This is a genomic window from Bordetella sp. BOR01 (genome assembly GCF_019218885.1).
Taxonomy (GTDB): Bacteria; Pseudomonadota; Gammaproteobacteria; order Burkholderiales; family Burkholderiaceae_B; genus Bordetella_A.
This window is the reverse complement of sequence record NZ_JAHUWT010000004.1, coordinates 334,665-349,951: the sequence shown is the minus strand read 5'-3', so window position 1 is coordinate 349,951 and position 15,287 is coordinate 334,665. Positions and strand designations below refer to the sequence as shown.

16 protein-coding genes are annotated in these 15,287 nt (G+C 66.1%); 8 read left to right on the top strand and 8 right to left on the bottom strand.

Features of this window, described 5'->3' with window-relative positions; translation table 11 throughout:
• The first annotated feature begins 7 nt into the window (after positions 1-7).
• The 6 genes from KW845_RS23405 to KW845_RS23380 all read left to right on the top strand — a co-directional run bounded on the left by KW845_RS23405 (position 8) and on the right by KW845_RS23380 (position 5,392).
• Positions 8-811, top strand: a complete 804-nt coding sequence (locus KW845_RS23405; protein WP_218371762.1) for an enoyl-CoA hydratase — start codon at positions 8-10, stop codon at positions 809-811.
• An 83-nt stretch (positions 812-894) separates the two neighbouring features.
• Positions 895-1,872, top strand: coding sequence for an ABC transporter substrate-binding protein (locus KW845_RS23400; protein WP_218371761.1), 978 nt, complete (start codon positions 895-897; stop codon positions 1,870-1,872).
• 61 nt (positions 1,873-1,933) lie between these two features.
• Positions 1,934-2,791, top strand: coding sequence for an ABC transporter permease (locus KW845_RS23395; protein WP_370628281.1), 858 nt, complete (start codon positions 1,934-1,936; stop codon positions 2,789-2,791).
• Positions 2,792-2,798: 7 nt separating this feature from the next.
• On the top strand, positions 2,799-3,548 hold the full coding sequence (locus KW845_RS23390; RefSeq protein WP_218371759.1) for an ABC transporter ATP-binding protein: 750 nt from the start codon (positions 2,799-2,801) through the stop codon (positions 3,546-3,548).
• Between the two features lie 24 nt (positions 3,549-3,572).
• On the top strand, positions 3,573-4,451 hold the full coding sequence (locus tag KW845_RS23385) for a polysaccharide deacetylase family protein (RefSeq protein ID WP_218371758.1): 879 nt from the start codon (positions 3,573-3,575) through the stop codon (positions 4,449-4,451).
• A 62-nt stretch (positions 4,452-4,513) separates the two neighbouring features.
• On the top strand, positions 4,514-5,392 hold the full coding sequence (locus KW845_RS23380) for an alpha/beta fold hydrolase (protein ID WP_218371757.1): 879 nt from the start codon (positions 4,514-4,516) through the stop codon (positions 5,390-5,392).
• Positions 5,393-5,398: 6 nt separating this feature from the next.
• Here the strand turns inward: KW845_RS23380 and rlmD are convergent, their stop codons facing one another.
• The 7 genes from rlmD to surE all read right to left on the bottom strand — a co-directional run bounded on the left by rlmD (position 5,399) and on the right by surE (position 11,867).
• Entirely contained in the window at positions 5,399-6,772 is a 1,374-nt protein-coding gene (gene rlmD / locus KW845_RS23375) for a 23S rRNA (uracil(1939)-C(5))-methyltransferase RlmD (RefSeq protein ID WP_218371756.1), read from the bottom strand.
• Between the two features lie 88 nt (positions 6,773-6,860).
• Entirely contained in the window at positions 6,861-7,619 is a 759-nt protein-coding gene (locus KW845_RS23370) for a TorF family putative porin (RefSeq protein ID WP_218371755.1), read from the bottom strand.
• A gap of 315 nt (positions 7,620-7,934) precedes the next feature.
• Complete coding sequence (locus KW845_RS23365) at positions 7,935-8,546, bottom strand: hypothetical protein (protein ID WP_218371754.1); 612 nt, start codon at positions 8,544-8,546, stop codon at positions 7,935-7,937.
• 117 nt (positions 8,547-8,663) lie between these two features.
• Positions 8,664-9,446 (bottom strand): 3'-5' exonuclease, encoded by a 783-nt coding sequence (locus tag KW845_RS23360; protein WP_218371753.1) that lies wholly within the window; start codon positions 9,444-9,446, stop codon positions 8,664-8,666.
• Positions 9,443-10,291: a peptidoglycan DD-metalloendopeptidase family protein gene (locus KW845_RS23355; RefSeq protein WP_218372149.1), complete on the bottom strand. Its 849-nt coding sequence runs from the start codon at positions 10,289-10,291 to the stop codon at positions 9,443-9,445. The genes KW845_RS23360 and KW845_RS23355 overlap by 4 nt, the downstream gene beginning before the upstream one ends.
• 17 nt (positions 10,292-10,308) lie before the next feature.
• On the bottom strand, positions 10,309-11,124 hold the full coding sequence (locus tag KW845_RS23350; protein ID WP_255592883.1) for a protein-L-isoaspartate(D-aspartate) O-methyltransferase: 816 nt from the start codon (positions 11,122-11,124) through the stop codon (positions 10,309-10,311).
• Positions 11,109-11,867, bottom strand: coding sequence for a 5'/3'-nucleotidase SurE (surE, locus tag KW845_RS23345; RefSeq protein ID WP_218371752.1), 759 nt, complete (start codon positions 11,865-11,867; stop codon positions 11,109-11,111). Before surE ends, KW845_RS23350 begins: the two co-directional genes overlap by 16 nt.
• A 182-nt stretch (positions 11,868-12,049) precedes the next feature.
• Here surE and plsY point away from each other — a divergent pair, with 182 nt between their 5' ends.
• Positions 12,050-12,688, top strand: a complete 639-nt coding sequence (plsY, locus tag KW845_RS23340) for a glycerol-3-phosphate 1-O-acyltransferase PlsY (RefSeq protein ID WP_218371751.1) — start codon at positions 12,050-12,052, stop codon at positions 12,686-12,688.
• Between the two features lie 79 nt (positions 12,689-12,767).
• Here the strand turns inward: plsY and tsaD are convergent, their stop codons facing one another.
• Positions 12,768-13,814: a tRNA (adenosine(37)-N6)-threonylcarbamoyltransferase complex transferase subunit TsaD gene (gene tsaD / locus KW845_RS23335; protein WP_218371750.1), complete on the bottom strand. Its 1,047-nt coding sequence runs from the start codon at positions 13,812-13,814 to the stop codon at positions 12,768-12,770.
• 75 nt (positions 13,815-13,889) lie between these two features.
• Between tsaD and KW845_RS23330 the strand changes: the two genes are divergently transcribed.
• Positions 13,890-15,182, top strand: a complete 1,293-nt coding sequence (locus tag KW845_RS23330) for an NCS2 family permease (protein WP_218371749.1) — start codon at positions 13,890-13,892, stop codon at positions 15,180-15,182.
• Positions 15,183-15,287: the final 105 nt, after the last annotated feature.

Here is a 15,287-nt window from a genome sequence, read left to right as displayed (position 1 = left end):
CTGACCCATGCCTACCGATACCGTTTCCCCTGGCCGCCTGTTCATCGAAACCGATGCCGGCCTGCTGCGCATCCGCATCGTCAACCCGGCACGCTACAACGCCATGTCGCTCGGCATGTGGGAAGCACTGGGCGCAGCCGTTGCCGATGCACAGACGCGCCCGGACGTGCGTGCCATCGTGCTTGAAGGCGACGGCGAACGCGCCTTTGTGTCGGGCGCCGATATTTCAGAATTCGGCGCGCAGCGCCGCGACCCCGCTCAAGTGGCGCGCTACGATCGGGCCGTGGCCGGCGCGCAGCAGGCGTTGACGGCCAGCGCGGTACCGACGATTGCACTAATACGCGGCATCTGCATGGGTGGCGGAATGGGCCTGGCGCTGGCCTGCGACCTGCGTTACTGCAACCAGGGCGCGCGCTTCCGGATGCCGGCCGCCCGCCTTGGACTGGGCTATGCCCTGAGCGGCGTCAAGCGCATGCGCGATGTGCTGGGCAGCGCCCGCGCGGCAGACCTTTTCCTGACGGCCCGCACCTTCGACGGCCTGGAAGCCGCCCGTATCGGCCTGGTGCAGGAAGTGTTTGCCGATGCGGACTTCAACGCCCTGGCCGCCGAGCGCTTGGCAACCGTGGCCGCCAACGCCCCGCTGACGCTGCGCGCCGCGCGGTTGGCATTACATCATCTGCAGGGCGGCAGCCAGGCGCCTGCGTCCGAGGCGGTGGACCAGGCCGTGCAAGCCTGCTTCTGCAGCGAAGACTACCAGGAAGGACAGGCCGCTTTCCGCGACAAGCGAGCACCGGTTTTCAAGGGCCGCTGACGTGCCTTGCGCACGCCGGCGGCCGTCATCGATCGGCCACGCAGTTTCATCGGCCACAGTGTAGCCAGCACAAGGGGAAACGTATGAAAACGCTCTACCGGACAGCCACGGCCGTCCTGATTTCCGGATATATGGCAAGCGCCGCCGCGGTCGGGCCGCAGCCTGCCGCCGCGCCGCAAAAGCAAGTCCTGACCATCGGCTATGTGAAGGTCGGCCACCTGTCGCCCATGATCTTCATTTCCGAGCCGCTCAAGGCCTGCAACGTCGAAGTGCGCCCGGTCGAGTTTGTGCGTTATGCCGACGCGCGGACGGCCCTGTTGTCGGGGTCGATCGACGTGTCGGGTATCGGACCGGCCGACCTGGCGATCGCCCTGGCCCAGGGCAGCGACAAGCTGGTGGGCCTGACGGGCGTGGCCTCGTCGCCCAAGTACCTGGTCACGCGCAAGGGCGTGAAAATGGACGACTGGAAAGACCTGGCCGGCAAGCGCGTGGGCATCGCCCCTGGTTCAGCCGTATGGTTCCAGTGGGCGGCCACGCTGGCCGAAAAAGGCATCCCGTACAACACGTTCACGGCCGTGAACATCCAGGGCGGCGGCACCGCCTTCGTCCAGGCCCTGCAGCGCGGCGATGTGGACGCGGTCGCCCTGTGGGAACCGTTCGAATCCCAGTTGGTTGCCGATGGCACGGCATTCTTTGCCAAGAACCTGGAATACAGCGGTTCGAAAGCCGTGGGCGCCGAACTGGGCCTGCTGGCCGCCACCCGCGATGCGCTGCAGAACAAGCGCGAAGCGGTCAAGTGCTTCTTGTGGGCCTACAAGCAGGCCGAAGAGCGCCTGGAGAAAGACCCCGAGGCATTTGCCGAAGCCTACGCAAAGTACACCAACCTGCCCCTGCCGGTGACACGGGAATCGGTCAAGCTGATCAAGCTGGGCGGCGTTCTGGACCTGGACCAGTTGCGCCGGCAAGCCAAGACCTTCAACGAGCTGGGCGTCATTCCGAAGGACGTCAGCGGCGAGATCGACAAGGTATGGGACCCGACCCTGGTGCAGGAAGTCATGTAAGACGGCCGCGCGAGGCAGCGCCATTCCGGGGGAAGCGCGCTGTCCGCCCAAGGAGATGCAGGTGAATTCATCCACATTGAAGCAGCCGGCCACGATGCGCGGACGCCAACCTGGCCCGGCGCGGGGCACGCGGGCATTGCGGCGGGCCGGCCTGGGACTGGTCGTGCCCGCATTGATCCTGATCGTGTGGCAACTGGTCGGGCAGTCCGATGCCATGGCGGGCGTGGTGCCCACGCCCATGCAAGTCGCCCGCGCCTGGTATGCCTGGATATTCGGCAACCCGGGCATGGGCCTCAATCCCTACCAGGGCACCTGGCTGGCCAATGTGCAATATTCGTCGCTGCGCGTGGCACAGGGATTTGCCCTGGCGATGGCGCTGGGCATTCCCCTGGGGCTGGCCATCGGCTGGAGCCGGCTGACCTCGCAACTGATGGATCCGCTTATCCAGGGGCTGCGCCCGATTCCCATCACCGCCTGGCTGCCCTTTTCGATCGCCTTGTTCGGGATCCGCGACATGGGTTCGATTTTCCTGATCTTTCTTGGCGGTTTCTACGCCATCGTGGTCAACACCACGCAAGGTGCGCGCGACGTAGACCGCAACCTGGTGCGCGCAGCCAGCATGATGGGCGCCTCGTCGCCACAGCTGCTGCGCCGCGTCGTGCTGCCTGCGGCGATGCCATCGATATTCACCGGCCTGCGCATCGGGCTGGGCATTTCCTGGACAGCGGTGATCGTGTCCGAGATGGTTGCCGTGAAATCCGGCCTGGGATACGTACTGTGGGATGCCTACTACGTGGGCCGCATGGATATCGTGCTGGCCGACATGGTGTCCATCGGCCTGATGGGTTTCCTGAGCGACCGCCTGATCGTCGCCATCGAATATCGCGTCCTGGCATGGCGCATCCTGCAGAATCATTGAGGTCGGCATGTCGCACATTTCTATTTCGCAACTCAGCAAGACCTATCCAGGCGCCGCGCCTGTCCATGCGCTGGATGGCATCGACCTGCAGGTCGCCCAGGGAGAGTTCATCGCCTTGCTCGGACCTTCGGGCTGCGGCAAATCGACGCTGCTGAACCTGGTTGCGGGCTTCGAGGCGCCCTCTGCCGGCCAACTGCAGGTCGGTGGCAGCGACATCGAGCGGCCGGGCCCTGAACGCGGGGTGGTCTTCCAGGAAGCCGCGCTGTTTCCCTGGCTGAATGTCTGGGAAAACGTGGTGTTCGGGCCCAAGATCGCCGGCCAGTCGAAAAGCGAATACAGCGCGCGCGCCGACGAAATGCTGGAAATCACCGGCCTGTCGGCATTCAAGCAGCACTTGCCGGTGCAGCTTTCCGGCGGCATGCGCCAGCGCGTGGGCATCGCACGGGTGCTGACGCTGGGTTCGAAGGTGCTGCTGATGGACGAGCCTTTCGGCGCGCTGGATGCGCAGACGCGCCTGACCATGCAGGAACTGCTGCTGTCGGTATGGCAGAACCTGCGCACGACCGTCATATTCGTTACGCACGACATCGACGAGGCCATCCTGCTCGCCGATACCATCTACGTGATGTCGGCGCGCCCGGGGCGCATCGCCACCCGCATCCCGGTACCGATAGAACGGCCTCGCTCGCTGGACCTGATCACCGGCGAAGTATTCAACACGCTCAAACGCGACATTCTCAAACAGATGCGGCACTGACCCGCCCCCACTCCGGAGCCAGCCATGTCCAACCCCCGCATTCCGCATGCGTTTCCCGACGATCGCGGCCCGTGTGCTGCGCCCGACGGCGGCCGCATCATGGTGCACCTGGTGGTAAATGTCGAGAACTGGCGATTCGACCAGCCCATGCCACGCGCCATCATCACGCCGCCGCACGGCAAGGAAACCGTGCCCGACGTGCCCAACTTCAGCTGGGCCGACTACGGCATGCGCGCCGGGCTGGCGCGCATGCTGCAGGCCATCTCGGCGCGCGGGCTGCCCGCCTCGACCAGCTGCAACGCCAGCGTCATCGATGCCTACCCTCGCGCCGCCGAAGCCATGCTCAAGGCAAGCTGGGAATTCATCGGGCATGGCATGCACCAGCAATCGCTGGACGCGGGATCGGGCGAACGCGAGCTGATCATGCAGTGCCTGGAAAAACTGCGTGCCTTCACCGGCACCTTGCCACGCGGGTGGCTCAGCCCCGGCCTGCGCGAAACCGCCGATACGCCGGACCTGCTGGCTGCCGCCGGCGTCGAATACGTGTGCGACTGGGTAGTCGACGACCTGCCCAACTGGATGCGCGTCAAGCAGGGCAGCTTGATCCAGATGCCGTACAACCTGGAGCTGAACGATTCGGTGATCTATGCCGTGGAGAAGCACTCGTCGGCGGAATTCCTGCTGCGCCTGCAGCGCACCCTGGAACTGTTCGAGCGCGAAGCGCGCCGCTGGCCGCGGGTGCTGGCACTGGGCCTGCACCCGCACCTGATGGGCGTGCCCCATCGTTTCGGCTACTTCGAGCAGATGCTGGACCTTCTGGCCGGGCATCCCGACGTCGTGTTCATGACTGGCGGCCAGATCGCCGACTGGTTCAAGTCCCAGTATCCCGCGCCCTCCCCCTGAACCTGCCCGGCCCTGCCCGGTCCCGTCCGGCACGAGGCCGGGCCATGCAAGGAGAAACTGCCATGCCTTTCGCGTCCACCGACGACGGCGTCAAGCTGCATTATGAAAGCGTGGGCGCCGGTATTCCGGTGGTGTTCGTCCACGAATTTGCCGGCGACCACCGCAGTTGGGAACCGCAACTGCGCGCCTGCGCGCGGCGCCACCGCTGCGTTGCCTTCGCGGCGCGCGGCTATCCTCCATCGGACGTGCCGGCCGACCCTGCCGCGTATTCCCAAGATCGGGCCGTACGCGACCTGGCCACGGTCATGGATGCCGCGGGCATCGACAGCGCGCATATCGTGGGCTTGTCGATGGGGGGCTTCAATGCCCTGCACTTCGGGCTGGCGTACCCTGCCCGCGCGCGCTCATTGACGATAGCCGGAGCCGGCTACGGCGCAATGGCCGCCGACCGCCCCGCATTCCAGCAAGTGTCGCGGGACGCCGCCGACCAGTTCGAGCAACTGGGCAGTGCCGCCTACGGCCCGGTCTACGCTGAAAGCGCCGCCCGTGTGCAGTACCAGAACAAGGATCCGCGCGGCTGGCACGAATTCGCCACCGCCCTGGCGGCGCACGATGCCCTGGGCTCGGCGCTGACCCTGCGCGGCGTACAGGCACGGCGGCCAGCCCTGGACACCATGGCCGACACCCTGCGCACCCTGCAGGTGCCCGCCCTGATCGTCGCGGGAGACGAAGACGACCATAGCCTGATGGCCTCGCTGTTCCTGAAGCGCGCATTGCCGGCCAGCGGCCTGCTGGTGTTGCCCAAGACTGGGCATACCATCAACCTGGAAGAGCCCGGCGCATTCAATCGCGCGGTGCTGGATTTCATCGCCCAGGTCGAGGCCGGCCGATGGCCAGCCCGGGATGCCCGCGCAACAGGCGAGGCATTGAAGGTCAGGTAGCCGCCGTTACGCAGCCACCTCTTCCGCCTGCCGGGCTTGCTCCTGGGCGACCAGGACTTCCTCGGCGGGCAGGGACTCGAACACCGCGATCGACTCCACGTGGCCAGTATGCGGGAACATGTTGATCACCCCCGCGCTCTTGAGGACGTAGCCCCCCTCGTGCGCCATGATGGCGGCATCGCGCGCCAGCGTGGCGGGGTTACAGGACACGTAGACGATGCGTCGCGGCCGCTCATGCGGGGCCAGCAGGGCCAGCGCCCGCGCGACCGCATGCGCGCCCTCGCGCGGCGGGTCGATCAGCATGCGGTCGAAATGGCCCAGGCCGCGCAGCCAGTCGACATCGATGTCGAACAGGTTCAGCGTGGCGAAACTGGTGCGCGCGGCCAGGCCGTGGCGCTCGGCCGCGACCAGGGCACGATCGGTCAGCGCCTTGCTGCCCTCGACGCCGACCGCCTCGCGCCCGCGCGTGGCCAACGGCAAGGTGAAGTTCCCAAGTCCGCAGAACAGATCGGCCACGCGATCTTCGGGCTGCACGTCCAGCAGCATCAGCGCGCGCGACACCATGGCCCGGTTGATGGCATGGTTGACCTGGGTGAAGTCGGTGGGTCGGTAAGGCATGCGCAGGCCGAACTCGGGCATGGTGTAGGACAGCGTGTCCGCGTGCTCGGGCTCGAGCGGATGCACGGTATCGGGCCCTTTGGACTGCAGCCACCATTGCACGCCATGCTCGCTGGCGAACTGCCGCAGCAGCGCCAGGTCGCCATCGGCCAGGGGCTCGAGATGGCGCAGCACCAGCACGGTGGTGTTGTCGCCCAGCGCGACCTCGATCTGCGGCATGCGGCTGGGCGCCGACATCGACGCGATCAGGGCACGCAACGGCATCAGCATGCGGCTGACATGCGGGGGCAGCACGTGGCATTCGCGCATGTCGGCCACGTAGCTGCTCTTGCGTTCGTGAAAACCCACCAGCACCCCGCCCTTCTTGGGCACCACGCGCACCGACAGGCGCGCCCGGTAGCGATACCCCCACGTGGGGCCGTGCAACGGCGGCAGGATGCGCTGGGGCCGGATCTTGCCGACATGCCAGAACGTATCTTCGAGCGCCCGCTGCTTGATCGCCACCTGGGCGCTGGGTTCCAGGTGCTGCATGGCACAGCCGCCGCACACGCCGAAATGCGGGCAGCGCGGCGTCACCCGCAAGACCGACGGACGCAAGACTTCTTCGACGCGGGCGATTTCATACGAGGGCTTGCGCCGCACGGTATGCGCCGTGACGCGCTCGGTGGGCAGCGCGCCCTCGACGAACACGACCTTGCCGTCTCGGCGGGCGATTCCCCGGGCTTCGAGGTCCAGGGATTCGATATTGAGTACTTCGGCCATCTCTTGTGCAATCCAGGCTGATACAGGCAACCGGGCATTGTAAAAGAGGAAGCCGAAACATGCCGCGCCCTGGCCGGCGGCGGCCGGCCTAGAACGACCGGGCCACCGAGAATACAGCGCCCAGCCGGCCCGACGGATGGCCATTCTTGGTGGGCAACCAGTTGTCTTCGGTGGCGCCCACGGCAGCCAGGCCCAGTACCCAGCCGTTCAGGTCCTTGGTGACGCCCAATTTGTAATCCACGTAATGGCCGATGGAATCGCCGTCCATGTCGACCTGCTTCTTGAGCTTCTGATAGCCCAGGTGGGCCACCAGCCCCCAGCCGTCGCCCAGGTCGAAATTGGCGGTGCCGTCCAGGTACCAGGTGCCCTTGCTGTCCGGAGTGCTGAAGAAGTCGCTGGGCGTATACGAGTACTTCAACGAATAGTTCTCGTAGCTCAGGCCCACGTACAGATCGGTGTTGTTGTAATTGCCGCCCTTGGGCGAAGACGAGCCGGGATAGTAGTAGTACAGCGCGCCGACATCCAGGCCCAGGCCATGGCCCAGGTCGCCTTTCCAGCCGCCGTAGAAATCCATTTCCAGGTTGCCTTCGGGAAAGACGTAGTCCGATACGTTCGAATTCCAGTTGCCCAGGTAGAAGCCCGAACTGTGGGCCAGATCGAAACCCACTTGCACGGCGGGGCGAAAATTCGTCTGGGAATAGCCGCGGAACCGGTAGTCGCTGACTATGGCGGCGTTGCCGCTGAGCGAAAAACCTGCACCCAGGTCGGTGGGCTCGGCATGAGCGGGGGCTACGGCGGCGAAACCAGCGCAAAGCGCCAGAGGCAGGGCAAGCAGCGTGCTTTTCATGGTGCAGATCCTGTACGGAAAGAGCGGGTACCGGCGGGACTGCCGACCCGGGGGGCCGGTTTCTTTTCAAGAAAATGACACCGGCTCGCTACTCTTTAAGCACCTTTCGTGCCAACTCTGCTTGCGCGGGCCACGCCGTGGCATCGGGCCGCCGCGCGCACCACTGCGGTGCGTGCAAGTGCGCAGCGGCACAGTTTCGGCGCAGCGCACCAACGCCATGCGCCAAACTGGCGAAAAAAAACCGCGCGGCATGCGGCTGCGCGGCGTGGAGCGTGTGACGTACGGCACCTTTGCCGTACGTGGATTGGACCGGGATCAGTTGGCGGGTACCGCCTGCTTGGCCTCGGGGGCCGCTTTACCGGCACGGCGGTCCTGCCGCTTGGCGTGGCGCTCTTGCATCTTGGCCTGACGCGCCTTGACCAGTTCGGTCACTTGCTGGCGCTGGCCATCATTCAGGCTGTCCCATGCCGCCAGCCACTTGCCGCGCACTTGCTCGGATTGCTGGCGAAACTGATCGCGGCCTTCGTCCTGGCGGGCGGTCAGGGCGTGCGGATCGAGCTTGCCGTTGGTCAGTTGGCTGTTCAGCAGTTCATGCCGCTTGGCGCCAGCCTCGCGCATCGACTTGTGCAAGGCGCCCTGGGCCTGCTTGGCCTCGTCGAAGGCTGCCTGTTGCTTGGCATCGAGCTTCAAGGATTCGATCTGCTGCTTGGACAGCGGGCCGACCCCAGGAACCCAGAAGCCGTCGTGCATTTTCATGCGGGCGTGATGGCGGCCATGCTTGCCGTCATGATGCTTGCCCTGCACCTGCCGCACGGTATCGGTATCGGTATCGGTGTCGGGTGCCGCAATTGCGGTGCCAGACAGGCCGGCGGCGGCCACGATGAAACCCAGGGCAGCCAGGGAAGAACGGATTGCGTAACGGGACATGGTGGTCTCCTGAAAGAGTGGAACGCGAGACCATTGTGGGCTGGGGCCCGTTACAGGTGGGTTTCTTGCGCCCGCCCCATATTTCAGTCGGTTGCGGGTCTGGACCGGACGGGCAATTCAGCCTGCCGCATCCCAGGTAGCCAGGTATTCGCGCCAGTGCGCCGCCTCGCTGGCCGACAAGGTATCGCGCACCAGGTCGACCTCGGCCTGGTAGGCCGCGGCATCGAGCTCGCCGCGCAGAAAACGAAAGCGGCAATACACCAGCCAGGTATTGACCACGTCGGTTTCGCAATAAGCGCGGACTTCGTCAGCCTTGCCCTGCTGCCATGCGGGCCATACCTGGCTGCCGTCCATGCCCAGCTTGCCGGGAAAGCCGCAGAGCTTGGCCAGTTCGTCCAGCGGCGCATTGGCCCGGCCGTTGTACTTGGCCAGCAGGTCCATCAGGTCGATGTGGCGGGTGTGATAGCGGCCGATATAGTTATTGAACTTGAATTCGCGGTCGTCGTCGCCCGTGTCCCAGTAGCGCGGTGCCGGCACGCCATGTATCAGGCTGCGATAGTGCAATACGGGCAGGTCGAAACCGGAGCCGTTCCAGCTGACCAGGCGCGGCGTATAGCGCTCGATGGTCTTGAAGAAACCGCTGATCAGCACGCCCTCGGGGTCGTCGGGTTGGCCCAGCGTCTTGACCCGGAAGCCCTGGTCGTCGCGGAATACGCAACCGATCACGGCCACGCGCTGCAGGTGCAGGGGCAGGAAGTCGTGCCCCACCGCCTCGCGGCGCGCCTGGAAGGCGCGTTCGGCGACCTCGGCATCGGGCACGTCGGCCCCCCAGCCGTTGAGCTTGCGCAGCCCGTCTATGTCGGGCAGCGTTTCCAGGTCGAAAACCAGCGTCGGCGTCATCGCGACGGCAGATACTGCAGCGGGTCGACCGGCGTGCCCTGGCGGCGGATCTCGAAGTGCAGGCGCGGCGACGTGGTGTCGGTCTGGCCTACTTCGGCGATCTTGGTGCCGCGCTTGACCGTCTGGCCGGTCTTGACCAGCAAGGTCTGGTTGTGCGCGTAGGCGGTAATGAAGCCGTTCTGGTGGTTGATGATGATCAGGTTGCCCAGGCCGCGCACCCCGTTGCCGCTGTACATGACCTTGCCGTCGGCGGCGGCCGTGACCGGATCGCCCAGGGAGCCGCCGATGTCGATGCCCTTGGTGCTGCTGTTGAAGGTTTGCGTGACTGGCCCGCTGGACGGCCAGCCCCAATTGATCAGGCTGGCATCGGAGGCGCGTGGCGGCGTGGGAACTGGTGCGGGCGTCTCGGCAGGCGGCGTGGCGGCCGGCGTTTCGGGTTCGCCCAGCGGAATCGGCTTGGTCTCGGTGGCGGGCGCCGGCGCCGGCGTGGTGGGGGCCGTTGCGGTACTGGTGGCAGTGCCCGACAGCTTCAGCACCTGGCCTACGGCAAGCTGGTTGGGGTCACTGATATTGTTCAAGCGCTTCAGGTTGTCGATATCGACATTGTTGGCGCGGGCAATCTGGTATAGGGTGTCGCCGGGCTTGACCACATAGGTACCGCCCGGTTGCGCGGTTGCCGCAGGCTGGTTCGACAAGTCGACGACAGGGGCGCGGTTCTTCGTGACCGAGCACCCGGCCAGCAGTGCCAGGCTGAACATCCCTGCCAGCCAGACAGCGCGCGGCAGGCGCGCGGCACACGCCGCGGGGAAAGTAAGATCGGTCAGTGGCAACTGCCCGTTGAGCATGTGCTTCTCCTTGTTGCTCAAGATTGTATTCCTGCCCTTAGCGGTACAAAACGCACGGCTTCAAGCTCGGTGCGCTTCCACGTCGAAGTGCCGGTGCGTTCGATCAGCACCAGCCTCTGGTTGGAGGCACCTTCGGGGGCGATCAGGCGTCCGCCGGGAGCCAGCTGAGCCAGCAGCGCTTGCGGGATGGCCAGACCGGCCGCAGCCACAACAATAGCATCGAACGGCGCCACGCCGGGCAGGCCCAGCATGCCGTCGCCGTGGATCAGGCGCACGCGCGTGGCCAGGCGCAGCGCGCGCAGATGGCTGCGGGCCAATTCGAACAGACCGCGGATGCGTTCAATGGCGTGCACTTCGCGCACGAACTGGGCCAGCACCGCGGCCTGGTAGCCGCATCCGGCACCGACCTCGAGCACGCGCGTGGGCGTACGGTCTTCGCAGGCCGCCGCGATCATGCGCGCCACCACCCAGGGTTGCGAAATGGTTTGTGAATGACCGATGGGCAGCGCGGCGTCTTCATATGCCCGGCTGGCCAGCGCTTCGTCTACGAAGAGGTGGCGCGGTACGGCGGCCATGGCGTTGAGCACGCGTTCGTCGGTAATGCCCTGGGCGCGCAGCCGCTGCACCATGGCTTCGCGCAGGCGATCTGAATTCAGCCCCAGGTTGCCGCCCTGCCCGGCTGCGTCGCCCGCAGGCTGGGGCCGCGCCAGCGTGGGGGGCGAGATGCGCGTGTTGCTGTTGGTGGCCGTGACGCCCGGTGCCAGGCCTGTGGGTCCGTAGTTCGAGGTGCGCGTACGCGGGGCGCCGCCCGGGGGGGTCACTGGCTTGCGCATAGGGGCTCCGCCCAGTGCCGGACTTCGTCCAGCTGGCTGTGCTGTGTCAGGTCCAGGCGCAACGGCGTCACGGATACGGCGCCCTGGGCCACGGCGTGGAAGTCGGTGCCCGGCGCGGCATCGGCCGCCAGGCCCACCGGACCTATCCAGTAGACCGTGTCGCCGTAGGGCGTGGTGGTGCGCACAACGGGTTCGGAGGGGTGGCGCTTGCCCAGCCGGGTCACCTGGAAACCGTCCAGCGTATCGAACGGCCGGCTGGGAATATTGACGTTGAGCAGTACCGGCGCCGCCAATTGCCTGGCGATCTGGCGCTCGACCACCAGGCGCGCCACCCGCGCGGCCGACTCGATGTGCGCCCAGCCTTTTTCGGCCAACGAAAACGCGATCGCGGGGATACCGAACAGATAGCCTTCGGCGGCGGCTGCCACGGTGCCTGAATACAGGGTGTCGTCGCCCATGTTGGCGCCGTTATTGATGCCGGAGACCACCAGGTCGGGGCGCGTGTCCATCAGGCCGGTCAGGGCCACGTGCACGCAGTCGGACGGGGTGCCGTTGACGCACACGAACCCGTTGGCGGCGGTGCGCACAGTAAGCGGCCGGTTCAGGGTCAGTGAGTTCGAGGCGCCGCTGTGATTGGTTTCGGGTGCCACGACGGTAAGTTCGCCCAGGCCTTGCAAGGCCTGGACCAGCGCCTCCAGGCCGGGAGCGGTGTAGCCGTCATCGTTAGAAACCAGAATTCGCATTGTGCATCCAGAAGAAAACGCGCTCGATGAAACGCGACCGATTGTACCGCCGGAACGTTGCCGGCTTGTGCGACGGCGCGACGACCTTGTCCCGGGCTGCCCTATGGATAACCCGCAGACGCCGCCCCGGACTGCGCGGTAGAATCCCGCAGCCACGATCCTCTACGTTACGGACGCTACTCATGGTGCAGACCGCTCCCTCGTTCTTCTTCAGCGCCGCGCTCGTCGCGCTGTCCTATCTGATCGGATCGATTCCCTTCGCGGTCGTGGTCAGCAAGCTGATGGGCCTGCAAGACCCGCGCAGCTACGGATCGAAGAACCCCGGCGCCACCAATGTGCTGCGCACGGGCAACAAGGCCGCCGCGGCGCTGACGCTGCTGGGCGATGCCGCCAAGGGCTGGTTTGCCTTGTGGCTGGCCCAGGCACTGGCGCCCGGCCTGTCGTGGATGGTATTTGCCTTGGCGGCGCTGGCGGTCTTCCTGGGACACCTGTACCCGGTGTTCCTGCGTTTCAAGGGCGGCAAGGGAGTTGCCACGGCCCTGGGCATCCTGCTGGCGATCCATCCTGGCCTGGCGCTGGCCACGGTGGCCACCTGGATCATCATCGCCATATTTTCGCGTTACTCGTCGCTGGCCGCCCTGGTGGCCGCGTTCTTCGCGCCGGTGTATTACCTGTTCGGTTCGGGCGTGGCCTGGTACGCGCAGGCGCCGGTCGCCGCGGCGCTGGCCATCATTGCCGCGCTGCTGTTCTACCGCCATCGCGCCAATATCTCGCGCTTGCTGGCCGGCACGGAAAGCCGTATCGGCGCCAAGAAGAAATAATGCCGCGCCAGGGCCTGCGCGCCTGGCATGCCGCCCGATTCCCGGCCAGTGCGCGGCCCCTTCCAGCGGTAAACAGGCCCTAGGCAGGCGCACTGACGCAGATATCGGCCAGGTCCCAGCGGGGCTTGACCGTGAAGGCATGCTGGCCAGGCTGCAGCGACACCAGGCCTGCCTTGACCCGTTCGGCGGCCGCGAAGGCAATCATCGCCCCGTTGTCGGTGCACAATGCCAAGGGCGGGAAATACGCCCGGGCGCCCAACGGCCCCAAGGCCCGCCCCAGCAGTTCGCGCAGCGACTGGTTGGCCCCCACGCCACCCGCCACCACCAACCGTTTCAGGTCGGTTTGCTTGAGCGCACGCACGGCCTTGGCCACCAGCACCTCGACAATGGCCGCCTGGGTTGCCGCAGCCAGGTCGGCGCGGGCCGTGTCGTCCAGGCCGCCCGACCGCTCGGCTTCTTTCACGCGCGTCAGCACCGCTGTTTTCAGGCCGCTGAAGCTGAAATCGAGGTCGCCGCTGTGCAGCATGGGGCGCGGCAGCACGAATCGCTTCGCATCGCCGCTGACGGCCAGCCGCGACAGCGCCGGTCCGCCGGGGTAGCCCAGGCCCATCAGCTTGGCGGATTTATCAAAGGCCTCGCCGGCCGCATCGTCGAGGGTTTCGCCCAGCAAGGCATAGCGCCCCACCCCGTCGACCTGCATCAATTGCGTATGGCCGCCCGACACCAGCAACGCCACGAACGGAAACTCGGGTCGCGGATCGTCCAGCAGCGGGGACAGCAGGTGGCCTTCCAGGTGGTGGATGGGAATGGCGGGCAGCCCGCGCGACCAGGCAAACGCCTGCGCCACGCTGGCGCCCACCAGCAGGGCCCCGGCCAGGCCCGGGCCGGCCGTATAAGCCACCGCATCGACATCCTGCAAGCCCAGGCCCGCCTCTGCCAGCACCTGGCGGGCCAACGGCACGGCGCGGCGGATATGGTCGCGCGAAGCGAGCTCGGGCACCACGCCACCGTATTCCTGGTGCATGGCGATCTGGGTATGCAGGGCGTGCGACAGCAGTCCGCGTTCGGTGCTGACGGCGGCTACGCCGGTCTCGTCGCACGAACTTTCGAAGCCAAGGATGATCATGGCCGGAAGTTTACATCTGGTGCGAAAATGGCGGCTTCATAGCCAACCACCGATCAACCACCGGGGACCTGAAAAATGCTGGAGAAGCTATTCCAATTGCGCGAGCACGGTACGAATGCCCGTATCGAACTCGTGGCCGGCTTGACGACATTCCTGACGATGTCCTACATCATCTTCGTCAACCCGGACATCCTGTCGTCGACCGGCATGGATCGCGATGCGGTCTTCGTCGCCACTTGCCTGGCGGCCGCGCTGGGCTCGCTGATCATGGCGCTGGTGGCCAATTGGCCGATCGGTATGGCGCCCGGCATGGGGTTGAATGCCTTCTTCGCCTTCACGGTCGTCAAGACCATGGGCTACACCTGGGAACAAGCGCTGGGCGCGGTGTTCATTTCCGGGATCATTTTCCTGCTGCTGACCGTTACCGGCGCGCGGGCCTGGCTGATCAAGGGCATCCCGCATTCCCTGCGCAGCGCCATCGCGGCCGGTATCGGATTGTTCCTGGCCATTATTGCGCTGTCCAACGCGGGCATCGTGGTGCCGCACCCGGCCACCAAGGTCACGCTGGGCGACCTGCGCGGGCACGGGCCGCTATTTGCCATCCTGGGCTTTTTCATCATTGCCTCGCTCGACGCGCTGCGCGTGCGCGGCGCCATCCTGATCGGCATCCTGGTGGTGACGCTGCTGTCGATGGCCCTGGGCTACAACGAATTCCACGGCGTGTTCTCGGCCCCGCCGAGCCTGGCGCCCACCTTCATGAAGCTGGACATCCTGGGGGCCCTGCACACCGGCTTCGTGCACGTCATCCTGGTGTTCGTGCTGGTCGAGGTGTTCGATGCCACCGGTACGCTGATGGGCATCGCCAAGCGTGCGGGCCTGGTGCCCGAAAACCGCCCCAACCGCCTGGGCCGCGCGCTTTTCGCCGACAGCACCGCCATCGTGGCCGGCTCGATGCTGGGTACCAGCAGCACCACGGCCTACGTCGAAAGCGCCTCGGGCGTGCAGGCTGGCGGCCGCACCGGCCTGACGGCCCTGGTGGTCGGGCTGCTGTTCCTGGCCGCGCTGTTCATCTCGCCGCTGGCGGGCTCGGTGCCCGCCTACGCCACCGCGCCCGCCCTGCTGTACGTGGCCGGCCTGATGATGCGCGAACTGACCGAGATCGACTGGAACGATGTCTCCGAGGCGACGCCGGCGGCACTGACGGCGCTGGTCATGCCCTTCACGTACTCCATCGCCAACGGGCTGGCTTTCGGGTTCATCAGCTATGTCGTGCTGAAAACCTGCACGGGCCGCGCACGCGAAGTGCATGCCGCGACTTGGCTGGTGGCCGTGCTGTTCGTGATCCGCTACGCCTTCTTTCCCGAGTAGCGGACAGCCGCTAGCACCCGGCATGCCGCTTGCGTGGGTCGTCATTGACTCAGGCTATCGACCCGATCGACCGCAAGGTTGATCGGGCCCGGGATTGATTTCGCC